This is a genomic window from Streptosporangium sp. NPDC000239 (assembly GCF_040300765.1).
Taxonomy (GTDB): Bacteria; Actinomycetota; Actinomycetes; order Streptosporangiales; family Streptosporangiaceae; genus Streptosporangium.
In genome coordinates, this window is sequence record NZ_JBEPEI010000017.1 from 43,022 (window position 1) to 66,747 (window position 23,726).

The 23,726-nt window shown below is 63.6% G+C and carries 30 protein-coding genes and 1 tRNA gene; 21 read left to right on the forward strand and 10 right to left on the reverse strand.

Going from position 1 to position 23,726, the window contains the following annotated elements:
• The first annotated feature begins 104 nt into the window (after positions 1-104).
• From ABT340_RS31910 to ABT340_RS31920, 3 genes are all read left to right on the forward strand, one after another.
• On the forward strand, positions 105-476 hold the full coding sequence (locus ABT340_RS31910; protein ID WP_352014585.1) for a type II toxin-antitoxin system RelE/ParE family toxin: 372 nt from the start codon (positions 105-107) through the stop codon (positions 474-476).
• Positions 476-829 carry a helix-turn-helix domain-containing protein gene (locus ABT340_RS31915; RefSeq protein ID WP_352014586.1) on the forward strand — a complete coding sequence of 118 codons (354 nt, stop codon included), beginning with the start codon at positions 476-478 and terminating at the stop codon, positions 827-829. Before ABT340_RS31910 ends, ABT340_RS31915 begins: the two co-directional genes overlap by 1 nt.
• 881 nt (positions 830-1,710) lie before the next feature.
• Positions 1,711-2,298, forward strand: coding sequence for a 3'-5' exonuclease (locus tag ABT340_RS31920; RefSeq protein ID WP_352014587.1), 588 nt, complete (start codon positions 1,711-1,713; stop codon positions 2,296-2,298).
• A gap of 343 nt (positions 2,299-2,641) precedes the next feature.
• On the opposite strand, the gene ABT340_RS31925 is transcribed toward ABT340_RS31920, so the two are convergent.
• Positions 2,642-3,598 carry an IS3 family transposase gene (locus tag ABT340_RS31925; protein WP_352014588.1) on the reverse strand — a complete coding sequence of 319 codons (957 nt, stop codon included), beginning with the start codon at positions 3,596-3,598 and terminating at the stop codon, positions 2,642-2,644.
• A 25-nt stretch (positions 3,599-3,623) separates the two neighbouring features.
• Here ABT340_RS31925 and ABT340_RS31930 point away from each other — a divergent pair, with 25 nt between their 5' ends.
• From ABT340_RS31930 to ABT340_RS31955, 6 genes are all read left to right on the forward strand, one after another.
• Positions 3,624-3,878, forward strand: a complete 255-nt coding sequence (locus ABT340_RS31930) for a hypothetical protein (RefSeq protein ID WP_352014589.1) — start codon at positions 3,624-3,626, stop codon at positions 3,876-3,878.
• Between the two features lie 139 nt (positions 3,879-4,017).
• A complete protein-coding gene (locus ABT340_RS31935) occupies positions 4,018-4,350 on the forward strand; it encodes a hypothetical protein (protein WP_352014590.1) in 333 nt (110 codons plus the stop codon).
• Positions 4,351-5,106: 756 nt separating this feature from the next.
• On the forward strand, positions 5,107-6,195 hold the full coding sequence (locus ABT340_RS31940) for a cytochrome P450 (protein WP_352014591.1): 1,089 nt from the start codon (positions 5,107-5,109) through the stop codon (positions 6,193-6,195).
• 111 nt (positions 6,196-6,306) lie between these two features.
• Positions 6,307-6,651: a fumarylacetoacetate hydrolase family protein gene (locus tag ABT340_RS31945; RefSeq protein WP_352014747.1), complete on the forward strand. Its 345-nt coding sequence runs from the start codon at positions 6,307-6,309 to the stop codon at positions 6,649-6,651.
• A gap of 36 nt (positions 6,652-6,687) precedes the next feature.
• A complete protein-coding gene (locus tag ABT340_RS31950; RefSeq protein WP_352014592.1) occupies positions 6,688-6,990 on the forward strand; it encodes a 2Fe-2S iron-sulfur cluster-binding protein in 303 nt (100 codons plus the stop codon).
• Positions 6,991-7,077: 87 nt separating this feature from the next.
• Positions 7,078-7,266 (forward strand): hypothetical protein, encoded by a 189-nt coding sequence (locus ABT340_RS31955; protein WP_352014593.1) that lies wholly within the window; start codon positions 7,078-7,080, stop codon positions 7,264-7,266.
• On the opposite strand, the gene ABT340_RS31960 is transcribed toward ABT340_RS31955, so the two are convergent.
• Both ABT340_RS31960 and ABT340_RS31965 read right to left on the reverse strand, forming a co-directional pair.
• The gene (locus tag ABT340_RS31960) at positions 7,248-7,874 is read right to left on the reverse strand and encodes a hypothetical protein (protein ID WP_352014594.1); all 627 of its coding nucleotides are present in this window, start codon (positions 7,872-7,874) and stop codon (positions 7,248-7,250) included. The two genes, ABT340_RS31955 and ABT340_RS31960, sit on opposite strands and share 19 nt — an antisense overlap.
• A 456-nt stretch (positions 7,875-8,330) precedes the next feature.
• A complete protein-coding gene (locus ABT340_RS31965) occupies positions 8,331-8,768 on the reverse strand; it encodes an Lrp/AsnC family transcriptional regulator (RefSeq protein WP_352014748.1) in 438 nt (145 codons plus the stop codon).
• 67 nt (positions 8,769-8,835) lie between these two features.
• On the opposite strand from ABT340_RS31965, the gene ABT340_RS31970 reads away from it, so the two are divergent.
• Positions 8,836-9,720 carry an SMP-30/gluconolactonase/LRE family protein gene (locus tag ABT340_RS31970; RefSeq protein WP_352014595.1) on the forward strand — a complete coding sequence of 295 codons (885 nt, stop codon included), beginning with the start codon at positions 8,836-8,838 and terminating at the stop codon, positions 9,718-9,720.
• Positions 9,721-9,755: 35 nt separating this feature from the next.
• Here ABT340_RS31970 and ABT340_RS31975 read toward each other — a convergent pair whose 3' ends face one another.
• From ABT340_RS31975 to ABT340_RS31985, 3 genes are all read right to left on the reverse strand, one after another.
• Positions 9,756-10,391 carry a hypothetical protein gene (locus tag ABT340_RS31975; RefSeq protein ID WP_352014596.1) on the reverse strand — a complete coding sequence of 212 codons (636 nt, stop codon included), beginning with the start codon at positions 10,389-10,391 and terminating at the stop codon, positions 9,756-9,758.
• Between the two features lie 82 nt (positions 10,392-10,473).
• Complete coding sequence (locus tag ABT340_RS31980; protein WP_352014597.1) at positions 10,474-10,770, reverse strand: helix-turn-helix domain-containing protein; 297 nt, start codon at positions 10,768-10,770, stop codon at positions 10,474-10,476.
• A gap of 642 nt (positions 10,771-11,412) precedes the next feature.
• Positions 11,413-12,171: a hypothetical protein gene (locus ABT340_RS31985; RefSeq protein ID WP_352014598.1), complete on the reverse strand. Its 759-nt coding sequence runs from the start codon at positions 12,169-12,171 to the stop codon at positions 11,413-11,415.
• A gap of 353 nt (positions 12,172-12,524) precedes the next feature.
• On the opposite strand from ABT340_RS31985, the gene ABT340_RS31990 reads away from it, so the two are divergent.
• The 3 genes from ABT340_RS31990 to ABT340_RS32000 all read left to right on the forward strand — a co-directional run bounded on the left by ABT340_RS31990 (position 12,525) and on the right by ABT340_RS32000 (position 15,943).
• Entirely contained in the window at positions 12,525-12,776 is a 252-nt protein-coding gene (locus ABT340_RS31990; protein ID WP_352014599.1) for a hypothetical protein, read from the forward strand.
• A gap of 1 nt (position 12,777) precedes the next feature.
• Positions 12,778-13,059 carry a hypothetical protein gene (locus tag ABT340_RS31995; protein WP_352014600.1) on the forward strand — a complete coding sequence of 94 codons (282 nt, stop codon included), beginning with the start codon at positions 12,778-12,780 and terminating at the stop codon, positions 13,057-13,059.
• 955 nt (positions 13,060-14,014) lie between these two features.
• A complete protein-coding gene (locus tag ABT340_RS32000; protein ID WP_352014601.1) occupies positions 14,015-15,943 on the forward strand; it encodes an AAA family ATPase in 1,929 nt (642 codons plus the stop codon).
• A 231-nt stretch (positions 15,944-16,174) separates the two neighbouring features.
• Here ABT340_RS32000 and ABT340_RS32005 read toward each other — a convergent pair whose 3' ends face one another.
• Both ABT340_RS32005 and ABT340_RS32010 read right to left on the reverse strand, forming a co-directional pair.
• Positions 16,175-16,888 (reverse strand): creatininase family protein, encoded by a 714-nt coding sequence (locus tag ABT340_RS32005; RefSeq protein WP_352014602.1) that lies wholly within the window; start codon positions 16,886-16,888, stop codon positions 16,175-16,177.
• A complete protein-coding gene (locus tag ABT340_RS32010; protein ID WP_352014603.1) occupies positions 16,885-18,204 on the reverse strand; it encodes a helix-turn-helix domain-containing protein in 1,320 nt (439 codons plus the stop codon). The genes ABT340_RS32005 and ABT340_RS32010 overlap by 4 nt, the downstream gene beginning before the upstream one ends.
• A gap of 143 nt (positions 18,205-18,347) precedes the next feature.
• Between ABT340_RS32010 and ABT340_RS32015 the strand changes: the two genes are divergently transcribed.
• From ABT340_RS32015 to ABT340_RS32035, 5 genes are all read left to right on the forward strand, one after another.
• Positions 18,348-18,527 (forward strand): hypothetical protein, encoded by a 180-nt coding sequence (locus ABT340_RS32015; protein WP_352014604.1) that lies wholly within the window; start codon positions 18,348-18,350, stop codon positions 18,525-18,527.
• Positions 18,527-18,889, forward strand: coding sequence for a hypothetical protein (locus ABT340_RS32020; RefSeq protein ID WP_352014605.1), 363 nt, complete (start codon positions 18,527-18,529; stop codon positions 18,887-18,889). Before ABT340_RS32015 ends, ABT340_RS32020 begins: the two co-directional genes overlap by 1 nt.
• 62 nt (positions 18,890-18,951) lie before the next feature.
• A complete protein-coding gene (locus ABT340_RS32025; protein ID WP_352014606.1) occupies positions 18,952-19,170 on the forward strand; it encodes a hypothetical protein in 219 nt (72 codons plus the stop codon).
• Between the two features lie 102 nt (positions 19,171-19,272).
• Positions 19,273-19,632, forward strand: coding sequence for a site-specific integrase (locus tag ABT340_RS32030; RefSeq protein WP_352014607.1), 360 nt, complete (start codon positions 19,273-19,275; stop codon positions 19,630-19,632).
• Positions 19,633-19,640: 8 nt separating this feature from the next.
• Positions 19,641-19,814 (forward strand): hypothetical protein, encoded by a 174-nt coding sequence (locus ABT340_RS32035; RefSeq protein WP_352014608.1) that lies wholly within the window; start codon positions 19,641-19,643, stop codon positions 19,812-19,814.
• Between the two features lie 92 nt (positions 19,815-19,906).
• On the opposite strand, the gene ABT340_RS32040 is transcribed toward ABT340_RS32035, so the two are convergent.
• Positions 19,907-19,980: transfer RNA gene (locus tag ABT340_RS32040), tRNA-Gly, on the reverse strand.
• Between the two features lie 99 nt (positions 19,981-20,079).
• Between ABT340_RS32040 and dcd the strand changes: the two genes are divergently transcribed.
• The 3 genes from dcd (at position 20,080) to ABT340_RS32055 (ending at position 22,774) form a co-directional block, all read left to right on the forward strand.
• The gene (gene dcd / locus ABT340_RS32045; protein WP_352014609.1) at positions 20,080-20,655 is read left to right on the forward strand and encodes a dCTP deaminase; all 576 of its coding nucleotides are present in this window, start codon (positions 20,080-20,082) and stop codon (positions 20,653-20,655) included.
• A gap of 496 nt (positions 20,656-21,151) precedes the next feature.
• Entirely contained in the window at positions 21,152-21,769 is a 618-nt protein-coding gene (locus ABT340_RS32050; RefSeq protein WP_352014610.1) for a DUF47 domain-containing protein, read from the forward strand.
• Entirely contained in the window at positions 21,770-22,774 is a 1,005-nt protein-coding gene (locus tag ABT340_RS32055) for an inorganic phosphate transporter (protein ID WP_352014611.1), read from the forward strand. It abuts the gene before it with no gap.
• A 33-nt stretch (positions 22,775-22,807) separates the two neighbouring features.
• Here the strand turns inward: ABT340_RS32055 and mshD are convergent, their stop codons facing one another.
• A complete protein-coding gene (gene mshD, locus ABT340_RS32060; RefSeq protein WP_352014612.1) occupies positions 22,808-23,716 on the reverse strand; it encodes a mycothiol synthase in 909 nt (302 codons plus the stop codon).
• Between the last annotated feature and the right edge of the window lie 10 nt (positions 23,717-23,726).

A 23,726-nucleotide genomic window follows, 5' to 3' on the forward strand; every position in this document is an offset into this window, starting at 1 on the left:
CTGTTCTGGCACGCATTTGACTGAGTAACCAAGATCGAGGAGCGGACGGGGCTGGTGCTCATCCTCGCCACGAGTTACCATCGAGTGTATATACTATTGATGGTATGCCTCAGTGGGAGATCGACCTGGAGCCGGAGGCGGAGTCTTGGCTGGACGGACTTTCCTTTCCGCTCTACCAGAGGGTTATGCGGAATGTAGACGACTACCTCGTCACTGGTGGCATCCCTGATGGGGATCACGTGAAGAAGCTGAAGGATGCCGAAGGTGTGCACGAGCTGCGTGTTTCTCTCGACCGTACGACCTGGCGGTTGACCTTCTGGAAGCCGGCCAACGAGGTGATCGTGGTCCTGACGGTCTTCCGCAAGACACAGGATGGGACGCAGACCGCCGACATCGCCCGAGCGATCGCTGCTAAGAAGCGGTGTGAGGCAGAGCACGACCTGACCACCACGCACGTGTTCGAGAGGAGCGCATGATGGGTCACAGCCGTTGGGAAACTTACAAGGCGAAGCGTCTGCGTGCGATGGAAGCGGATGCGCAGCCCCACCCCGAATACGAGCAGGCAGGCCGCGACCTGGAACTCGGAGACCAGCTGCGCGAAATCCGTAAGCGCCGAGGTCTGTCTCAGAAGGTCGTAGCGGAACGCTCCGGGATGTCCCAACCCGCCCTGTCTCGCATCGAGGGAGGAGGCGGCATTCCGGATATAGCGACACTGCTGCGTCTCGGTGCGGCAATGGGGGTTCGGTTCCGCGTCGAGCTCATCGTCGACGACGACACCACTGAAATCGAGCCTCTAACGGTGCATCACCGACAGCTCGTGACCGCATAAGTTGCAGGCAGCCACATCGAGGCACAGTCCGTAGGCTTCCGCTGCTCCTTCCACGGTAGCGGTCTTCGACCGCGACAGGTTTGCCCCGAAGTTGTCAGCACCAGAGGAACGAGGAAGGCCCAGCTCTAGATCACATTCTTGAGCTGGGCCTTTGACGTTAGGGCGGGTAACAGGATCTCGGACCCGCGCTGTCAGCTTGGGAGTCGGCTGTGACCTTGAGGGATTGAGCTGGGAAAACAGGGGTGCAGGCAGGTAGGGAAGGGTTCTCTGTGAGTTCCCTTGAGCGACCGAGGTTTCCTACCTGTCCTGGCGCGGATCTGGCACGCGATCAAGCTTGCGAGGCTGGACAGATGCCCCGGCGTAGGACGCGATCAACGGATTTCTTCCAGTAAGTCACCAAACATAGTTGATCTCTAAGTGGGACGAAGTGTTCAAGCCTTGCGAGGTGTGAAAGTTTTATTTTATGGATAAAAGAAACTTATTTTGCAAATAAGGTATTTCATCTCATTGGTGGAGGTGTGGGGGATTTTTTGAAATGCCGTGTATGACCAAGAGGTCGTGTGCATCCCCTCTCTGGAGGAGGGGTGGATGATCATTTCCATCGAAAACATTGACCCAGGGCGCGCCCGGGAACTACTCCGCCGTAACGGAAGGAACCGCCGTCTAGACAAGGGCACCGTGGATCGGTATGCGGAGGCTATGCGGCGCGGCGAATGACAGCTGAGTCATCAAGGGTAAGAGACGACGCGCTGGTCTCCCAGTTCCACCGCGTAGTCCAAGGCTTTGGAGGTCCGGTTCGAAGAGGTCGCGTTGGCGGTGACGGTGCGGGCATGTGGAAATTGAGGTGCCAGAACCGGGCACGCACCCCTAACTTCGGCCCCATGCGCCGCGAATCCGTCCTGTTGAACGTCATCGATGTGGAAGCCACCTGCTGGGACGGACAACCGCCGCCCGGTTCTGTGAACGAGATCATCGAGATTGGTCTCACCGTCGTGGACCTGTCGGTACGGCGCCGCGTGTCCCGGCATCGTGTCTTGGTACGTCCTGTCCGGTCGGCGGTGAGTGACTTCTGCACCGAACTGACCGGCCTGACGCAGGCCGAGGTGGAACGGGGCGTCACCTTCGCCGAGGCATGCCGGATCCTCGTCGAGGAGTACGAGGCCGGGAGGCGTCCCTGGGCGAGCTGGGGCGAGTACGACCGTCGGCAATTTGCTCGGCAGAGTCAGGCCGACGGGGTGGCCTACCCGTTCGGCTATCCAACGGAACGCACCCACACCAACGCCAAGGCCGTATTCGCCGCGGCGTACGGGCTGCGCAAGAAACCCGGCATGGACCACGCTCTACAGATCGCCGGGCTGCCGCTCGAAGGACGCCATCACCGTGGCGAGGACGACGCGTGGAACATCGCGGCACTCGTTCTCGACCTGTTGGGCCGTGGGGCGTGGCCGGTCACGGCCACAGTCGTCTAGAGAAGCGCCTCGACCTGACACCGAGCCCAAAGACGCATCGGTGACCCTCGGGCCGCCCAGGTCCGCTGCCGGGCCGTACGGTGGCCCTGCCCGAGCGAAGCTTCACACCCACGTGGACAAGTACGTCGGAGACGGTGACGAGGCATTCGTCTTCCTCGCGACGGAAGGGAACCGCCGGTCGACCTTCGCCCGGTCGTGGGCCCAGGAAGCTCAAGAAGGGGCCCTGACCGGAGTCCCTTCCATGATTCGCGTCACACGGACAACGGTTCGCCTCCCAGTCGGGTGCGACGCTGCGGGAACTGATGAACCGTATGAGCCGATTGACCACTCAGGCCACGCTCATCTACCCGCACCGAGGGAGACCGCCGATGGTACGGGCACGCTCGCTCAGGAGGTCCTCTACGAGAGAGGCCGGGTGGATCGGACACGGAGGCCGGAAAGATCGAAAGTGGGATGCCCAGGATTTTCCGGGCAGTCGGCTTGTGGGCTGAACCTGTGTGGCTCGTGGGTGTGAGGAATGCTCGGTGAGTGCCGCAAGGGGTATGCGGTAGCCGAGCGCCGGGTGCGGGCGCCGCCGGTTGTGGAAGCCCTCGATGGAGCGGATGACCTGCTGCCTGGCCTTGGCCCGGGTGGTGAGGACGAACCGGTCCGGGCACTCGGTTTTGATCGCGGTGAAGAACGATTCGGCCATCGCGTTGTCGTGGCGGACGCCGGTGCGGCCGGCCGGGCGGTGGATCCGCCGGTTGGCGCAGAATCGGCCGGAGGCGTCGCTGGTGTGGTTCGAGCCGTGATCGGTGGGGAAGATGGCGTCCGGCTCGGCCAGGCCGGTGTCGATCGTCATGCGCGGGGCGTCTTTGACCCGTTCGGTGCGGTAGTGGTCGGCCATCGCCCAGCCGATGACGGCCTTGCTGTGGCGGTCGATGACGGTGGCCGGGTGGATGAACCCTTCCCGGGTGCGGATATGGGTGATGTCGCTCACCGGTTTGGTCCCGGGCCGGGGCGCGGTGAAGTCCCGGCGGACCAGATCGGGGATGCCGCGGAAGTCGCCCTGCTGGGTGGTGGCCGGCCGGAGCGCCCGCGCCTGGGCCGGGGTCGGTTCCGGCTCGCGCGTCAGTGCCCGGACCGGTTCCGCCGAGGGGTGCTGCCCGGTTCGGGGCGGTGCGGCGTGCACGCGGCGGTAGCCGTAGGTCTGGTGGCTGTCGGCGGAGATGCCGGGAATGAGCCTGTTGAGGTGCTCGCGTCGCTGGGCGGTGGGCGGGGCGGGCCGTCGGCGCCATTCGTGGTGGCCCGAGCGGGACACCTGCGGTCATCGGCACATCCGGACGATGCTGTGGGTGGCCTTCTGCGCGTCGATCAGCTCGTATGTGGCGAGCGTCATCGCGTCTCGGCGGCGAGGAAGGCGGCTGCTTTTTCAGGAACGTCAGCTTCTCGCGCAGCTCGGCGTTCTCGCGTTCCGGTGCGCGGATATGGGCGCGTTCCGGCCCGGACGGCGGCTGCTCGGTCTCGGGATGGATGGTTTTGCGCATGTTGACCCGGCTACCGAGGGTGGTGGGGTTCATGCCGAACTCGTGGGCCAATGAGACGACCGTACGGGGGCCGTCCAGCACCATGCGGACGGCTTCCTCCTTGAACTCGGCGAAAACTGCCTGCGACGTCGCGTCACGTACCTATCTCTTCCAGGCTCTCTGTCAGGTTATGCGCCTTACTGTCTGGAAATCGTTGAGCACCCCAGAGGACATTCTCGGCTTTGCCTACTTCCGCAACTCGGGCGGCTTGCGCATCGAGATCCAGAACATCAACGACGAGTCGGCCATGGATGCCTGGCTTCGTGGCAAGCCGCTCTGGGCCAGCTGGTTCGCTAAGCTTCAGCAGGACATTGCGGACTTCGTTGGCTCGTCGCAGCGGTCAGCCGACGTCGGCCGCCGCGCTGCATTTCCTGTCGTTTTCTTCTACGGCTCGCCTCCCAGGCCGTCGTGGAAACCGCAAATCAATGACCAGGAACCTGCGGTCGCACCCATGAATTGTGACGTGCCCCACGTCTGCTTTCGATGAAACTGGAGGCACTCCCGGTCGACTCACCACGGCTGTCAGAGGAATGCGTCATGACACCCCTTGTGCCGATCTCAAAACCAAAGTCAGGCTGCGACCTGCTGTCCAGCTCCCTGACGGGCACCGCTGCGCAAGGCCGGATCGTAGGATGCGCCGTTCTACCCGCAGCGCCAGAGCAGTATCGCGGCGAGCCTCTCACCGGATTAGCCTTGCCTGGCGCAGAACCCGACCAGCCGCTTCTCGGTCAGCGAGGCCGCCGAGGCGGCGGTGCGGACGATGGTGAACGCGGCGGCCTTGCGACCGTCCCGGTCGAGTACACATACGGCGTGCTCGGTGGACGCCCAGTCGATCCCGGCGAAGAACAGTGGCGACCACTCTGTGATCTTCCTGCTTGTAGTGCACGGCAGGAGCCAGGCGGAGGCGGGGAACCGGCAGCGGAGTGGTCACTGACCGGCGCTCTGTGGCGCGCCCCTTTGTCATCGCTTCGCGGTTCCCGGGAAGCAGGGGGCGGAGGTGTCATGAGGGCCCACGAGGAGCGACCGACATAGGCCGTCGCCCCGGCTTCCGCCTGGTTCCCATCACAAGCCCTGTCGAAGAGCCTGCACAGAAGAGGGTGCACCCGTGACCAACACATCCGATCTCGTTCACCTCGACCCTGCGGACCCCGCCTTCGCCGCAGACCGCTACGCGGCCTATCGGACCATCCGAGACATCTCACCGGTCATGCGCACTGTCGCGAACGGGCAGGACTCCTGGCTGGTGACCGGCTTCGCCGAGGTCGAGAAGACGCTCAAGTTCCCGACGAACACCGTGCAGCCACGCCCCGGAGAGCACCCGGCACACATCGGCGAGGGCCCCGCATCCGAGTTCTACCGGCTGTCGATGCCGTCCACCGACGCCCCCGCACACACCCGCCTGCGCAAGCTCGTGGCTCCGGCGTTCCAACCGCGGGCTGTGACCCGAATGCGATCCTGGGTGGAGGAGCTCATCATCGCCGGCCTCGACGAGCTTTCCCAGCACGGCGGCGAGGTCGACTTCGTACACGACTTCGCGATGAAGGTCCCAGCGCGGATCGCCTGTCGGCTGCTGCACGCTCCCATGGAAGACGCGGGAACCGTCCTGCAGCGGGTGCCGGCCCTGAACGCCATCTTCAGCCAAAGCGACCTCACCCCGGAGCAACTCGCCGAGGCCGATGAGGTCGCACAGTTCTACTTCGACTACATCGGCGACATCGTCGACACGCTTCGCGGCAAGGTCGGCGACGACGACGCCGTAGGCGCTCTCATCAACGCGGAAGCGGCCGGAGACCGCCTCTCTCGAAACGAGCTCGTGGTCACCCTGGTCGGCTTCTTCATCGCCAGTTACCACACGACGATGGTGGCGATGACCAACGTGGTCAACTCCACCGCCCGCTTCCCCGACCAGTACCGGCTCCTTGCCGGTGACCCGACCCTGGCCGCTGCGGCCTGGGAGGAGAACCTGCGGTTCGACACGCCTATCCACTTTCTCTGGCGTTACGCCGGCGAAGGACTGGAGCTCGACGGCACGCCTATCCCGCAGGGGTCGCACCTGCTGCTCGGCCTGGCCGCGGCGAACCGTGACCCGCGCCGCTTCGACAACCCTGACGTCTTCGACCTTTCACGCCCCGACAACCGCCACCTCTCGTTCACGGCCGGCAGCCACTACTGCATCGGAGCACCGCTCTCCCGGCTCGAAGGCGACATTCTCCTGCGCGAGCTTCCGAAGCGCCTCCCGAACCTTGAGGTGCTGGAGGAGAACCCGCCCCGGTTCCCGGACCTGATCTTCCCGACCATCACCCGGCTCACCGTCGCTCCGCAGGGTCGCTGATGCGCACCTGGTCGCGCCCGCAGGGAGAAGGCGAAGAGTCGTGGTGAGCAGGCGCTCAGGTGCGAATACGCAGGCACGTCGGCTTGCCGCGAGCACCCCCTGCTCTTCCAGATCGCTCGCTCCAAGAGCTCCGCCACGTTCTGCCCTACGGGTCCCCGGCTCGTCACTCCGGACGAGTTCGACCCGAGCGATGCCCGCCTTCGGCTCCGGGCCAACGGCGAGCTTCGACAGGACAGCACCACTGTCGGCATGGTGGCCGATGTCACCGGACTCATCTCCTCGGTCAGCGCATCGATCGCACCGCGGCCGGGGGACATCCAGCTGACCGGCACGCCCCCGGGGCGCGGCTTCCAGCTGGACCCGCCCAGCTACCTCACCGACGGCTACATCGTCGAAGCGACCATCGACGGACTCGGACACACGCGCACCCACGACGCCACCGTCGCCGCGGTCTGAAACACCACGCTCAGAAAGGAACTCACCTTGCCTTTGGTGACTTACCGCGGGCCGGATGGGGAAACCACCATCGACGTTCCCCCCGGCACCCGACTGATGCAAGCCGCAATCGACGGCGACGTCGACGGCATCATCGGCGAGTGCGGCGGAAACATGATGTGCGCTACCTGTCACGTCTACGTCGGGGCGTCCGACGTCGACGTTTTCCCGCCGATGAGCGCCGACGAGGATGAGATGCTCACCTGCACCAAGGCGGAACGGCGCACAACGAGCCGGCTCAGCTGCCAGCTCCCCGCTCCTGCACACGACATCACCGTCGAACTGCCGGAGGACCAGTGATGACCGGCGCACCGATCATCATCGTGGGCGCCGGTTCACACCGCGCTCCTCCTGCGAGACGAAGGAGTCGAGGAGCCGATCATCTTGGTGGACACACTCCCCAGCCCAGCGGCCACCACTGTCGAAGGCGTTCCCAACGGAGGATTCGGACCCGAAGCTGGAGTTCCGACGCGCAACATCACCCTGGTCAACGACCACGTCACCGGTATCGATCGAGAGGCGTTCCGGGCGCTCTCCGCCGAGGGCGCCTCGCTCGCCTACAGCCACTGGAGGTGAGGATGGAGGCCTCCTGGAGTCGGCTGAGCAAGTACGGTCCCACTTCTTCCGGCGAAGACGGTGAGCATGTCGCGGACATCCGGTTTGGCGCAGGCGCGCAGCAGGGCGAACTCCTGCTCGGTGAGAAAAATCATCTCGTCGTCGCCCTCGCCGTCGTCCAGCCGGGGCAGGCGGGTGCGGGCGGCGGGGTTGGAGACGCGGATGGGCGGGGTGGCCTCGACCGCTCCCTGCAGGATGGCGTACAGCAGGCCGTGCAGGTTCTGGATCGTCTTGGGCGTCAGCGGCCGTCGCAGCCATGCGCGGGGGTTGCCCGGGTCGGGGATGCCGCGGTGGAGGTCGTTCACCCAGGCGGACACGGTCGTCCGGTCGAAGGCCGGGCTTTCGTCGCGCAGGTCCAGGCCGCCGAAGGTCGGCGCGATGCGGTTCTTGAGGTCGCGCTCGTAGTCGTGGCGGGTGCGTTCTTCTATGCCGGACAGATTCGCCACGAACCGCTGGGCGTATTCGGCGAAGAGTACGGGGTCGGCTTTGACGGGCTGTTCCTCGGGTGGGGGTGCCCAGCCGAAGCCGCGGATCCAGTTCTCGGGCCAGTGGTGCCCGCATGCTTCCACAGCCAGTTTGAAGTGAGGGCGGCTGCCTTCTGGTCGAAGGACTCCGATTTCCAGGCGCCGGTTCTGGGGCCGGCAAGTCGCCAGTGAACTCGGTAGGTCTTGGTTTTCCTGTCCTTGCGGACGCGGGTCTCTATGCGTGCCATGGGGCCAGTTTCAGCTGGTCATAGGGCATGCCAAAGGAAATTCAGAAGATCGTTCGGCGGGCGTGAGCCCCATGGTGAGCCCATAAAGATCAAAAGCCTGGCCGGTGATCAAGGGATCGCCTGGTCAGGCTCGGTGGAGAAGTGGAGCGGGTGACGGGAGTCGAGCCCGCGCTGTCAGTTTGGGAACTGCGTCGATCATGAGTCGTTGGGGCGCCGAGCTGGGTGGAGGGTAGGTCATGAGTAACCGCGGTTGCCCCCTCACCCCTACCAATGGCCCGCCAATCCGGTCCCAGCCCTACCTTCTGTTTGGCGATCAGCCGATCGTAATCGGACGCTCGAAAAATGTCTCCAGTACGACGATCGCCTGCGTACTGGAGACGCCGGGAATGTCGTAGATCCGCCGGAGTACGTCCTGCAACTGCTCAGTTGTCGGGGTACGGACCTTAAGCAAAACCGAGGCGGCACCGGCGATGACGTGCGCTTCTTGTACTTCAGGCAGGGCGGCGAAGGCCGCTGCCGTATCGCCCATCCAGGCGTTCGAGTTGACCATGACGTAGGACAGAACCTCCAGGCCCAGGGCTTTTGGATCCACATCCACGGTCGTGGCGCGGATCGCTCCCCGCTCGCGCAACTTCCGCACTCGCTCGTGAACGGCGCCCGCGGACAGGCCGACACTCTGCCCCAGTGCGGCGTAGGACTGTGTCGCGTCTCGCTGCAACTGTGCGATCAGCACATGATCGTTTTGATCCATGTTCACCCCGTTCTCGCTATAGCTTGATACTGTTCAGCAATAGTACGCTATGCCTGAAGGAAATTTGATGACGAGTCGATTCAAGGCGGAATTCCTGACGCTCGACGAGCGGTTCGCGGGTTACGACGGAGACACTCATGTCGAGGTGCTCCACGGCGGAAGCAGGAAGACCGAAGGACCTGCCTACTTCCCGGCCGGCCGCTACCTGCTGTGGAGCGACATCCCCAATGACCGCCTGCTGCGCTGGGACGAGACCACCGGCGCGGTCGGGGTCTTCCGCCAGCCGTCAGGCAACGCCAACGGCAACACCGTCGGTCGTGAAGGGCGGCTGATCACCTGCGAGCAGGGCGCCCGCCGGGTCACACGGACCGAGCACAACGGCGCCATCACCGTCCTGGCCGACAACTACCGGGGCAAGAAGCTCAACAGCCCCAACGACATCGTGGTCAAGTCGGACGGCTCCATCTGGTTCACCGATCCCCGGTATGGAATCACCGGCTACTACGAGGGCACACCTGCCGAGAGCGAGATCGGCGCGGACCACCTCTATCGTCTCGACCCCGACACCGGGGAACTGACCGTCGTCGCCGACGACTTCGTCCGCCCCAACGGCCTGGCCTTCTCCCTCGACGAGTCACAGCTCTACGTCGTCGACACCCGCAAGCGGCACCTGCGGGTGTTCGACGTCACCGGCGACAGTCTGAAGGGTGGCCGGGTGTTCGCGGAGGCATGGTTCGACGGCATACGGCTCGACTGCTACGGCCGGATCTGGGCCGCGGCCCTCGACGGGCTGCACTGTTACGACCCGGACGGCACGTTGATCGGCAAGCTGCCGCTGCCCGAGGCAGCCAGCAACCTGACCTTTGGCGGAACCAAGCGAAACAACCTGTTCATCACCAACTCGGCCGGAGATCTCTACTCCATCCGCGTGACCTTCGCAGGCGCGAAATGAAGCCTCCCCCGGGGCCCCGGCGAGTCTGTGATTTATCACCGTAGCCTTTTGAAGCGATTCCGAGCGGCGGGTCTAACACGCGGCATGACGCGGCGAAACTGCCGAAGGCTCTCATTTGTGCCGGTGAGGGTTAGCAGGTACAGGCGGAAGACCACGCCGCGGTCGTACTGTAGGTCGGCAGAAACACCAGCTCGGCGTCGTTGGCGGCGGCCCAGGCTTTGACCTGGGGATGCTTGTGCGGGCGAGTAGTTGTCCACGATCAGATAGAGGGTGCCGCCGGGCCAGCGCTCGCGCAGGGACGTGCAGAACGACAGGAACTCCCGCCAGCGCTTGCGCTTACGGATCCGGTAGTAGAGCTTCCCGGTGGCCAGGTCCAGGGCGCGGAGCAGGTGCATGACCCCGCCGTAGCGGTTGTAGGTGGCCCGCAGGCGGCGGGGATCCTTGCCCGGCCGCCAGGCCTTGCCCTTGCGGGGCTGCAGATTCAAGGGGCCGAACTCATCCACGCAGATCACCCGCCCGTCCTTGGGCGGGGCATTGTAGAGGGCCAGGACACGCTGCATCTTGGCGACGAAGTCCGCATCGTTGCTGCTCTTCCACGTCGTGGTGCTCTGCCATGACACCTTGCCGGCCTTGAGGATCCGCGCCAGGTGCTGGCGGCTGATCGAGGTCACCAGCCGTACCTCGACCAGGTGAGCGGCGAGCTCTAGGTGGAGAAGGCGGTGATGCCCCACTCGGCGGGGGTCGTCCGGGCGATCAGGCAGATGCGCTCGCGCACCCACTCACTGATCCTCCGTGGACGGCCCCCGCTCCATTTTGGGTCCAGGGCATCAAACCCCGCTCGTTGAACGTGTGCACCACCTGGCGCACGTAGTCGTCGCTGACCTGCATCAATGCCTTGATAGCGGAAGCGGATTGCCCTTGCGCGGACATCAGCACCACGATCGCCCGCCGCAATTTCACCGGATCCTTGGCCGAGTGGGTGCTCCTTTGCAGGCGCCGTCCCTCCTCCATCGTCAACGCACGGACGAACACCTCGGGCTTACGCGCCACGACCACCTCCCAGAACGACGCCGGGACCAGGCTGCCGGGCTCACCCCGTCAGATCAAATGCCCAGCAACGTTCGGAGACGAGCCACTAGCACCCAAGCAGGCAACGGTCCAGAAGCGGCAACGACTACGACGACGAGCAGAGATAGGAAAGTAATTAGACTTCCCCGCCCGGCCGCCTTAACCGCCTTTTCCCGCACGTCACCCATCCTGTATTCAAAATTCTGCACTTGATTTTTCTTGTGCTGCATGTGTAGATATTAATTCGTTTACTCTGTCGCGGGTCTCGTTGGCTGACCTCGGTATGTGATGTGCACCCTGGCCCACTAGCACGTCTACTTACCTGGACCAACGACTCCTCGGTCTTCCTGGAACGAGCTGGTGCAGGGTGAGCTGCAACCCGCGCATCCTTGCTTGTCGGGCGCACGATTATGAGAGCCCTTTGAGGCAAGGCCCCTTGAATGCGATGTCCTTCGAATCACGATGCTGCGGATTAAAAGTGGATGGCCCTTCATGAGTCAAAGGCGCGTTGACCCGCATGTGATCACTAAATCTTCTTCGACTGCGGCGAGGTCATTCCGTGTATGTTCCCGATCTTTCTCTGTATGACGGCCAGGAGGGGGCCGGTCTGTGGTGGGTGCTGATTCAGTAGCGGTCGTCAGGCCAGTGAGGATCCGTCCAGCGGGCGAGGTCGGTAAGTCCGAGCAGTCGTATCCGGTGGAGCAACTCCACGGGAGCGTTCGCGGCCCGGAGCCGGGCAGGGGCGTGACGGATCAGCCAGGCTGTCAACTCGGTACGCATCTCTTCCTCGTTGTTCCAGCTCTGCCATGGGAGTTGGTCTCCCAGCAGGTCGTACTCCCAGTACGCCACCGCTTCGATTAGGTGACGGTCGGCCATGGCGCACGTCTGCGCCTCCCAGGCGTGCAGCCATGGGCTGATTGCGGCGGAGGCCTCGGCACACAGGGCGAGGACTTGGTGGGCGGGCACGGCGGGATCCGAGTCGATGAGAGTGTGGGCCCACCAGGCGTTCAGAAATTCCCGCACCGCTGCTGTCTGATCGGCCGGCCACTGCTGCCACTCTCCACGAGCGAATGAACGCCCGACCTCCTCCATGCCGAAGAGAGGCTCGACGAGGCCGCCGACGAGGGCTCTCGACAACTGAGGCAGAATGCGGCGCAGCACCGACGCGTGATCGTCCCAATCGGCGGCCTGCCAAGTGCGATGCAGGAGATCAAGGTCCAGCTCCGTGTCCGGCTCCTTCAACCGTGCGAGTTCCTCCGCGCTGCCCCAGTGGCACTCGCAGTTGTGCTCGTTGCGGCGGGCAGTCATGCCGCGGAAGGTGACGACCATACGATTCAACGCGACGTCGAGACGGAATCGTGCGGATGTCTGGTCAAAGTTCATCGCGGGCGTTCGCCTTCAAAGACTCCGGAAGGTCACACCGTCCGAAGGTTGCCACCTTAGTGGAACCCAACGGGAGACGGAAACGGCGTTGTCAGCTTGGGAGGTCTCTATCGCGCCTGACCGCTGAGCTGGGAAAAGGCTGACCTGTGGGGGAGCGGGATGAGTGACCGTGGTTCCCCCTTGATCACCCTCCTGACGGGCACGCAACGGGCACGGCCGGAGAACCCCGCGCGGACGGGACGATCAGGCCCACCCCAGCCACCTACGGTCTTCCGGTCCGTTCTGGCGATCATCCCGGAGCTGAGTGCCCCCGCCGGAGGCTGATCGTCACAGCGCATCACTACAGTCGGGTCATGAGTGACGATCAGAGTGCGCTTGACCGTCTTATCGCTCTGGTTCCCCCGCCCGCTGAGCCGGTCTTCGGCACCGGGAGCTGGGAAGAGTTGACCGCTGACACAGGGGTCAGGTTTCCCGCCGACTACATGGCCTTCATCGAGCGCTATGGCCGTTGCGAGTTCGCCCGGTGGATGGGGATCTACGACCCCAGAGAACCGCCCAAGGAAGGCGAGTGGGATCTGGCCTTGTGGGGGGGAGGAGTACCGTGACTTGCGTGATGACTCGCCCGAGGATTACCCGCTGGCGATGTGGCCGGAGCCCGGTGGCTTCGTCGCCTGGGGCAGCACGATCGACGGTGAGACGTTCGGGTGGCTGACCGTGGGCGAGCCGGAGGAATGGCCGGTGCTCGTGCTCTACCGCCTTGATCTGGAGCTGGGGTCGGTCTACGAGAGCATGACGGAGTTCCTGCTCGGATGGGCCTCGGGCCTGCGGTACAACGGGCGCGGGGTCGATAACGCTGGTCTGCCGCTGAGGTGTCTTGCCTGGGCTTGAGGTGCGGGCGGCGGCGTGCCGCTGGAGTCGGAGAGTGCGTTGGGTACGGCGAGCGCGCGGTGCGGTTACGGCCCGGGGCGCCGCCGGACGCAACCAACGTCTCAGGAAACAACGAAGGCCCAGATCGGAAATCCATCCCTGACCCGGGCCTTTATGAGTGGAGCGGGTGACGGGAATCGAACCCGCGCTGTCAGCTTGGGAATCGGCTGCTGGCATTGGTGGGCTGAGCTGGGAAAACAGGGGTGCAGGTAGACGGGGTGCGGTTCCCCGTGAGTCCCCGTGGATGACCGGGGCTCCCCGCCTGTTCTGGCACGGATCTGGCACGCGATCAAGGTGCTGACCGCGCTCCTTGTTGCGGCGCTGTGCCCGGCTGCTCGGTGGGTCGGGGCTGAGGAACGAAGTCCCGGACCGTCGATCGCCCCCAACTCTGTATGGCGATCAACCACCGCAAGGCGATCGTAAGAGCGGTACCCCTTCGATAGCGGTTTTCAAGAGGGCTGTGTTCCGAACGATGGTAGAGCCTCCGACCAGAGAAAAATGCCATCGTCACGCCTACACGATGGAGATCATCCTGCGTATATCCCACACATGTAGAACACACCTATGCCCAGCAAGAGCACCTACCCCCGGAAGGAGGCGTCGACATCACAAAAGATCTCCACGAGCTGGGTGGCCCCCGTAGGCCCGCAGGAGACGATGACGTTGATGCCAACCCCTTTCGATACTAACCTCCTAATGTAAATGGGATAACCATAATTCCAGGATTCTGTAGGCCGAAAACTATTTACGGACAAGAGTGCACCCTCTTTAGATGCTTTTATGAAGTTACTCCCTTTTTCTGCGGATCGCCCGTGGTGGCCGATACTGCTAGGTTCTACGAACCACCTCCTCTCGCAGGCCTTCTATCCTGTCCGGAGGTGGAATCACCCTTAGACTTGGGACGACAGAGCAAATAATGCGATATACGAAATTTGAATTCAAAAATTTCAAAGGCATTCAACATCTCGTGCTCCCCTTAAACGAAGGGGCGACCACTCTTATCGGGTTGAACGAAAGCGGGAAAACAACAATACTTGAAGCAATATTCAGTTTTTCCTATGGTGCCGAAAGTCTTGAGGCGATTAACCCCGGGATGGCGTCGCTACGGAATCCCGAGGGTTGGATACCGATTTCCCGGCGTGCGAATTTCAATGACTACATCACCATCAGGGCGACCATCTCCCTTGACTACAAAGACCAGCGGGACTTGCGCGCTTATGCGGCCCAAGAATATGATCTCAAGCTAAACAGGACACCTTCGTCTTTAACAATAGACGAAAAGTATGCGTTCGAGAATTCTCGCTATACGCCTAAAAAGAACCAGAAGCTTTGGGACCTGCGTATAACCGGAACGCAGGGTCGGCAGCGGAACCCCCGCTCTTTTGGTGCAAGAACGGAAGTCTGGCAAGGTCTAGTTTCATACCTAAAGGAAAAACTGCCGAGGATCTGGTATTTTCCTGACTTTCTATTTGAGCTTCCTGAGCGATTTGACCTCTCGGAGGTGCCGGCAGCAAAAACCAATAATCCATTTAGTCATCAGACGTTGCACGTCACCTCTCAGATAAACCAAAAGGAAAATTCACCGTCTCGCGAAAAGAATTTGGATAGGAATCGATACTATCGACAAACTTTTGAAAACGTTATAGAGCGACTGGGGTACGGTGCAACTCTTGAGGCTCATGTCATAGGGCGTCTCCAGTCGCATAGCAGACACGATAGTCGAATCTTGGGTGCGCTTCTTCTCGATATGAGTCGCCTAGTTACCGCAACGATTTTTGATGGCTGGAACAGGATTTTCGGCCGAGTGCCGATGGCTCAAGAAGTGCAGATCGACGTAGATGTTGACTCGGAAAATATGGCGTTCTTTGAGATGAAAATCAAAGGACCAGATGGGTACTACGATCTATCCGAAAGAAGCCTAGGTTTTCGCTGGTTCTTCATGTTTCTGCTCATGACTTCATTTCAGAAGGAGTCAAGCTCGGAGTCGAAGCCGCTAATTCTTCTGGATGAGCCCGCGTCAAACTTGCATTCGAGCGCACAAGCCGAACTTCTCAAAAGTTTCGAAAAGCTTATCGGTGCTTGGAATCTTGTCTACACCACGCACAGCCATCACCTGATTAATATCCGCTGGCTTGATTCATCCTATGTAGTCAACAATAGCTCGCTAGCCTCATCGGACTTTATTAGCTATATGTCACTAAGGACCGGTAGTGGTACGTCAATTTCCGCAATGAGGTATCGGCAATTTGTGAACGAGAATCCGACAAAGACTTCTTACGTACAACCGGTTCTAGATCTTCTGAACCATCAACCGTCCGTACTCGAACCAACTCCTGAGGTAGCTCTAGTAGAGGGCAAATCCGATTTCTTTGTCCTTCGCTATATGGATGAAGTTATAGGCATCAAATCGGGGATAAAGATAGTTCCGGGCGGAGGGGCTGGGTCTCTGGATCCACTAATTAGATTGCATATCGGGTGGGGCAAGAGCTTCATCGTTTTGCTGGATGGCGATGCAGAAGGCAAAAAGCAGCGTGATCGCTATGAACGCGAGTTTGGGCCTTTGATCACCGATCGGTGCATTATGCTTCCCAATATCTGTGGGGATGAGAAAGTTCAAGAGATGGAGGATCTATTTACCTCAACCGACAAAATGGCAATTGTGGCTAGCATTTTAACTGACAAAGATCCTTCTAGTAAAGTTTCCAAGAAAGAGTTCCATGGAGCATTGATGGAGCTATATGCACGCAAAGACAAGGTCGTAATTGAGCCTGTTACGGTGCAGAGATTCGAACGGCTTTTTGAAGGATTGCGCGAGCAGCTTCAAGACCAATCAAAGGAACCCTAAGGGTGCCCAGCGATCGTTGAGGTATTGGTTGTATGGGACGGAGAGCCGGAGAAATTCAAGACTTCCCGCGAAGCGGGTTCTGGCGATTCGTCTTAGAAGTAGGAAACCGTTCTCGCGAGCGGCCTGCAAGCTCGGGCCGCGTGGCGGGCGCGGAGCGCCGCCTCTTGATACTCATAAGAACAATTCGGCAGTGCCCGCGCTACATGATCGCGATCGCTCCGCGCCCAGTGCTCAGAGCTTGGCCAGCAGGGCTACCACGTCGGCGAAGCTGCCGGTCAGGGAGTCGAGAACAGCCTTGCCTTTTTCGGCGGTGGCCAGGGATGGGCGCCCGATGACCCCGGTTTCGGTGTAGGCACGCATACCCTCGGTCAGCAGATGGCGGCGGTCGTCAGCGATGTGATCGGCATCTTCATAGCCAGGACGGATGACCTCGGGGCAGGCGTGCAGCAGGATCGAGGTTTCGATTTCCCCGGCGTGCATGTCCTCGTGCATGGAGCTGACCAGCTCAGCGGCGGCCCGTGCTTCCTGCCAGTCCTCCCGGGTGGGGAACAGCGCCATCACGCGGCCTTCGGCGTTGGCCTCCTGGACGACGTTGCTCAGCACGTAGTTGCCGCCGTGGGCGTTGACCACCACCAGAGCCCGCGGGCCGGTGCGGGTGACGGAGTCGTAGACGTCGGTGATGACGGCGTGCAGGGTTCGGGCGGAGATGCTGACGGTGCCGGGCCAGGCGCTGTGCTCATGAGAGCAGGAGATCGTGATCGGGGGCAGCAGCAGGACGGGGTAGGAGTCGGCGATCTTTCGGCAGATGAGGGTGGCGACGATCGTGTCGGTGCTGAGAGGCAGGTGGTCGCCGTGTTGTTCGAAGCTGCCGACGGGCAGGACGGCGATGGGGGCGTTGCGGTGGCGTTCCTCGGTGGTGGTCGCGGTGGGCAGCGCGTGAATCACCGTTCTCCTTCTGGTGGCCGGGGTGCGGGCAGGAAGAAGGACTCGGCGAGGAGGTCGAGTCTGGTGAGCAAGTCTGCCACGGGCCGGTCCGTCGACCACCGGGACAGCTGAATCCGTAGTGTGGCGAGCTGGCCGGCCACCCGGCTGGAGCGCAACGCCTGGATCCGCGGGATGGCCTCCTCGGTGACGGCGCGGGCTTGGTCGCGGTCGCCTGCCATGGCGTAGGCGGTGGCCATGCGGGTCAGGAACAGGGCGTGATCGCGGGCCTGGCTGGCGGGTGTCCACTGGGAGCGGCTGGCCTCGAAGATCGGGATCGCGGTGGTGGCCTGGCCGAGCAGGAGCCGGGTGGCTCCGGTCTCCATGGCGATGTAGGCGGGCGTGCAGTATGGCGCGCGGTCGGGTTCGGTCTGGCTCAGTCCTGCGGTGGCCTCGATGAGGGCGGTCTCCGAGTCGCGGGCGGAGTCGGTGGCTTCGCCCAGGTGGGCGTTGGCGATGGCCCGGGTGCGCAGGATGACGGCCCGCAGACGAGAGGTGAGGGCCTCGGGGGTGGTCAGGGCGGCGTTGGCCAGGCCGAGACCGTGGCCGTGGTCGCCGGACTCGATGGCGATGGCGCTTTTGCGCATGAGGACGTAGGAGATAACGCGCTGGTCTCCCAGCTCCATCGCGTAGTCCAGGGCTTTGTTGGTCCACATCGTGGCCTGGGGGAAATCGCCGAGGTCCTGGTGGAGCCAGCCGCAGAATTCCAGCAGTTCGCTGGCGAAATTGAGCGCTTCGGCACGGTCGGCGCCTCGCGTCACCCGGCAGACGTGCCCGATCAAGGGAATCTGGCTGGTGACCGCGTTGACGAGCAGAGGTGGCCCCATGATGGCCTCGGCCTGGATGTGGCCGGTGAGAACGTGCCGCAGGCCGGAGATGACGGGGCGGCTGGAGGTGCCGGTCAAGGTGGTGAGGTACTTCGTCGGCACGTCTGGTTCCGGCAGCGGGACCTGGCCGGATGGCGCGGCACCTGGCGTCAAGACCGGGCCTTTGGGGGCCAGGCCGAGGGCCATGCGGGCGGGGTCGGGCATGTTCAGACCGTCAGCGATGCGTTCGATCACCTCGAACGAGGTGACCTGCACGGTCCCTTTCATGATCTCGCTGATCTTGCCCTGGCTGAGGTTGACCGCGATGCCGATGCGGGTCTGGCTGGCTCCGGTGTGCTGACGGATGAGCCGGAAAAGCTGCCCAATGTTCCGACTTCGGAGACTTTCCAGGATTTCGGGACGTTGCCATACTTCCGGCAGGATAACGACTGGTTCAGTCGCATCTACGGGCATATGGAATATCTCCTTGAAAGCTCGACTTTCGGGTATTCAACGGTTGCCGCCGAGTGGTTATCCCGTCAAGGGATACAGACCATCCGCCTGAAGGATTCTGCGCCGGGATGGGAGACATCGGTGCAGGTGAAGACCCTTGACCTATGACTGGCGAGGATGCGCCGACGAGGGCGGCGGAGGAGAGGTGCCCGGCCTGTCGCGGGCGGGGCTGGCGGTGGGTTCGCCGTACCCGTGCTGAGATGGCGCTGCTGTTGGACGGGCAGGCCGTGACGCTGGTCCGGGTCGCGTGCCCGGACTGCCTGTCGGCGAGTGAGGCGGCGTGATGGGCCGCCATGACCGCCCTGTCGCCGCGCCGGGGCCGGTGGTCGGTGCGATGGAGGCGGCTCAGGGGCTGCGGCGGGAGCTGGCCGGGCTGGGGATCGCCTGTGACGTGCACGCCGGGCACTGCCTGGCCCTGGTGTCGGTCTGGTCGGGGCTGGTGGTGTGGACCGACGGCCGGACCTTCCGGTGGCGTTCCGGTCGCGACGTCATCGGCCGGGTGGTGCGGAACGGGCCAGGCTGGGACGCCTACGGGCGGGTTGAGGACCTGGCGGGTACGGCGCAGCGGGTGGCGGCCCGGTATGCCGAGCTTCGCCGTCTGACCGCGTCCGCCGAAGCCGCGTCGAGCAGCGGGGTCCCGCTGTGACGCCGAAGGGCGGGTGTCTGAGCCCGCACCCGGCCCGGCCGCTTCCGGACCACATGAGGCTGGTGTGGCGCAAGCCGTGTCAGGCCGAGCGGCTGCGGGTGATCGCGTGGAACTGCGACTGCGGCGCGGTGGTGTACGAGCTGTGCCATGCCGGTGGGCAGGCGTTCGTTCGCCGGACGCACCATTTCAACGGTGCCCGGATGGTGCACGAGACCTACCGGTGGCCGATCCGCAAGGGCGACGACGTCTGGAAGGCGTTGCTCAGCGGTCAGGCCCGGTAGAACGGCGCGGCGGGACGGGGTCCCCTGGTCTTGGAGGGGTCCGGGGAGCGTTACCCCTGTCCCGCAGCGCTCTTTATATTGCGCCGCCTGTGATTGCTGCCGGTGAAGGGTTGTCATCTCGACCTCGGCGCGCGGACGGTCAGGATCGAGGCGTCGGTGGCGGAGATGAAGACGGGGGAGTTGGTCACCGGTCGTCCGAAGTCGGACGCGGGCGCTCGGGTGGTCATTCTGCCGGAGATCATCATCGGTGACCTGACCTGGCACCTCCAGCGGTTCAGCGAGCCGGCACCTGACGGCCTGGTCTTCGTGGGGGAGAAGGGTGCCCAGCTCCGGCGGAGCAACTTCACGAAGGTCTGGGCCAAGGCCTTCACGGAGGCCGGGATTCCGAAGGTTCACATTCGCGACCTGCGGCACGCGGGCAACACGCTGGCGTCGATGACGGGACCTCGCTCAAGGAGTTGATGGCGCGGATGGGGCACTCCAGCACCAAGGCGGCCATGGTCTACCTGCACGCGGCCAAGGACAGGGACCGGGCCATCGCCGACGTTCTCGGGGAGATCGCCAAGGAGGGGCTCAGGCCCAGAGAGCAGGAAGGGCTCAGCTCCGGAGAAGACGAGCCTCTCGCCGAGGGCAAGATCAACTGATCTGGCACGGAACTGGCACGCGAGTGAGAAACGTCTCAGGAAACAAACAAGGCCCGGGTCCGGAGAATATCCGTGACCTGGGCCTTCATAAGTGGAGCGGGTGACGGGAATCGAACCCGCGCTGTCAGCTTGGGAAGCTGATGTTCTGCCATTGAACTACACCCGCAAGCGGCGAACCGCGTCCCCTACTGTAGCGGAAACTTCAGGGTGTCCGCTCACCTGTGGGCCTGCTTTCGGTGGGCATGTGGTTGGTAGGTTGCCTCACGTGCTGCTTTCCGATCGTGACATCCTCACCGAGATCGACTCCGGCAGGGTCAGGCTTGACCCCTTCCAGCCGGAGATGGTCCAGCCGTCGAGCATCGACGTACGGCTGGACCGTTACTTCAGGGTCTTCGAGAACCACAAGTATCCGCACATCGACCCGGCGGTCGAGCAGCCCGACCTGACGCGGATGGTCGAGCCCGAAGGGGACGAGCCCTTCATCCTCCATCCGGGGGAGTTCGTGCTGGCGAGCACCTACGAGGTCGTCACCCTGCCGGACGACATCGCCTCCCGCCTTGAGGGCAAGAGCTCGCTGGGCAGGCTGGGGCTGCTCACCCACTCGACCGCGGGGTTCATCGACCCCGGGTTCAGCGGGCATGTCACGCTTGAGCTCTCCAATGTCGCCACGTTGCCGATCAAGCTCTGGCCCGGCATGAAGATCGGCCAGCTGTGCATGTTCCGGCTCAGCTCGCCGGCCGAGCACCCCTACGGCTCGGAGAAGTACGGCTCGCGCTACCAGGGGCAGCGGGGGCCGACGCCAAGCCGTTCGTATTTGAACTTCCACCGAACGCCCGTCTGAAGACGAACCTCCTGCCCGAAGACGGAGCCCCGTCTGAAGGCGACTTCTCGCCCGAAGGTGAGCCCTCGTCTGAAGACGGGCCCGCTTGAAGGCATCCGAAGGTGAACCCCCGTCTGAAGACGGGCCCGCCCGAAGGCGTCTGAAGGTGAGCCCCCCGTTCAAGGGCGAACCGTCGTCCGAGGACGGCCCCCATCTCAGGGGTGATGGAAATCACCTGACGGCTACAAGGCCGACACCTGGGGCGTCGGGGCGGTAACGCACCGATCACCGTCTCCTCGGGCGGCTCCATAGATGACCAGTTTCCACGTAATATGGGTCAAAACCAGCATAACGGTCATCGGAAAGATGCACCCAAGGCTCACTCAACCCGCGTGTTGCCAGGTATACGCCGGGTAGCGACAGCTGGAAGAGTAGGCGTCTAGCGGGTGAAGTTCGCATTTCCGCTGGTAACCCGTACCCTTCTCTGCGGACCATCCCCGCACATCTGGAGAACGACGTGCGCCTGCGTCTCACGCCTAGTGAGGACAGCTACTACGACTTGTTCGCCGACTCGGCGAACAACCTCGTCACAGCGTCCCGACTGCTGGTAGAGATCATCAGCGACGGGTCGGACAGGGAAGCCCTGGCCGAGAAAATGCGCGCTTGTGAGCACGCCGGTGACGAGCGTACTCACGCGATCATGAACCGGCTCAACGAGAGCTTCATCACTCCCTTCGACCGTGAGGACATCTACCGCCTCGCCTCGAACCTCGACGACGTGATGGACTACATGGAGGCCGCGGCCGACCTCATCGTCCTCTACCAGATCGACCACCTCCCCAAGGAGGTCGTCCGTCAGGTCGAGGTCCTGGAACGTGCCGCGGAGCTCACGGCGGAAGCCATGCCCCGGTTGCGTTCGATGCGAAACCTGAACGAGTACTGGATCGAGATCAACCGGCTGGAGAACCAGGGAGACCAGGTCTACCGCCGCCTGCTCGCCAAACTCTTCGGCGGCGAGTACGACGCGTTGACCGTCCTGAAGATGAAGGAGGTCATCGATCAGCTTGAGATGGCCGCCGACGCCTTCGAGCACGTGGCCAACACGATCGAGTCGATCGCGGTCAAGGAAAGCTAAGTGGACCTCACGCTCGCACTCGTCATCGGCGTGGTGGTCGTGGCGTTGGCGTTCGACTACACCAACGGTTTCCACGACGCGGCGAACGCGATCGCGACCTCGGTCTCGACGCGTGCGCTGACGCCGAGGGCGGCCCTCTTCATGGCCGCCGCGATGAACTTCCTGGGCGCCCATCTCGGCACACAGGTGGCGGCGACCGTCGGCAAGGGCATCATCGACGCCCCGAAGGGCACCCACGGTCTGGTGATCGTGGGTTCCGGCCTGATCGGCGCGATCGCCTGGAACCTCATCACGTGGTACTTCGGTCTTCCCTCGTCGAGCAGCCACGCCCTCATCGGGGGCCTGGTCGGCTCGGCGATCGCCTCGTCGAGTGTCGTCCACTGGGACGGCGTCGTGGACAAGGTCGTCATTCCGATGATCCTGTCGCCGGTGCTCGGGTTCTTCCTCGCGGCGATCATCATGATCGCCATCCTATGGGGTTTCCGGCGCTCCCAGCCCGCCAAGACGAACCGGGGCTTCCGGCACGCCCAGACGCTCTCTGCCGCGGCCATGGCCCTCGGTCACGGCCTGCAGGACGCGCAGAAGACCATGGGTGTGATCTTCCTGGCCCTGGTGGTCGGCGGGTTCCAGCACGACGGGGACCCGATCCCGCAGTGGGTCATCCTCTCGGCCGCGACGGCCATCTCGCTGGGCACCTACGCCGGTGGCTGGCGGATCATGCGGACGCTCGGCCGCCGGATCATCGCCCTCACCCCGCCGCAGGGGTTCGCCGCCGAGTCGGCGGCGGCCGCGGTGCTCTACGTCGCGGCTCTGGGCTTCGGTGCTCCCGTCTCGACCACCCACACGATCACCAGCGCGATCATGGGCGTGGGCGCGACCAAGCGCCTGTCGGCCGTGCGCTGGGGGGTGGCGGGCAACATCGTGACCGCCTGGGTTCTCACGATCCCGGCGGCGGCACTGGTCGCGGCGCTGTCCTACTACGCGCTGCACTGGATGGTGGAGTAGGCGCGGGGCGCCCTTCGGCGCCCCGCGACCCCGTCAGAGACGCTGGTACATGACGTCCACATCCCAGCGGGTGAAGCCCAGCCTCTCGTAGAGGCGGACCGCCGCGGTGTTGCTCTCGTCGACGTACAGCATCACCTGGGCCAGCCCCAGGGAGCGCAGGTGCGCCAGGCCCGCCAGGGTGAGCGCCCTGCCCAGGCCGCCGCCCTGTTCGGCGGGGTCGACGCCCACCACGTAGACCTCGCCGATCGGCTCGGGGCCGTCGTGCACCTTGGTCCAGTGGAACCCCGCCAGGCGTGCCGTACCCTCCGCGGGGTCGCGCCGTTCGGCGAGGAAGAAGCCCGCCGGGTCGAACCACGGCTCCCGCTCGCGCAGCCTGAGGTCCTCCAGGGTCCAGGCGCCCTGCTCGGGGTGGTCGGCGAAGGCCCTGGCGTTGAGCGCGACCCAGGCCTCCTCGTCGGTGGAGCCGGGTTCGAAGGCGCGCAGCCGTACGCCTTCGGGGAGTTCGAAGGCGGGGAGTTCGACGGTCAGCGGGCGGCGCATCCGCCACAGCGACCTGACCCTGGTGAAGCCCGCGACGGCGGCCAGCGCCTCGGCCCCGGGATGCCCCCCGTGCGCCCACACGCGCAGGCGCCCTCCCGTCTCCTCCAGTACGGCCAGCAGCAGGCGACGCCCGTGACCTCGTCGCCGGAAGGCGGGGTGGACGACGAGCTCCCCACCCGGGGCGGTCGAGTCGGTCAGGTCCACGTGCGCGTAACCGGCCAGGTCGTCCCCGGCGTACAGCAGCACGGAACGCGTCCTCTCACCGCCGTGGCGCAGCTGCAGCAGCGCCTGTTCGTTGAGCGGTCCCACGCCGTCCGCCTCCGTCGCGGCCTCGGCCATCGCCAGGACGGCGGCCACCTGAGAATCGGCGAGTCGTTCCCTGTGTTCCACGCGCACGTTCATGTTCTGGACT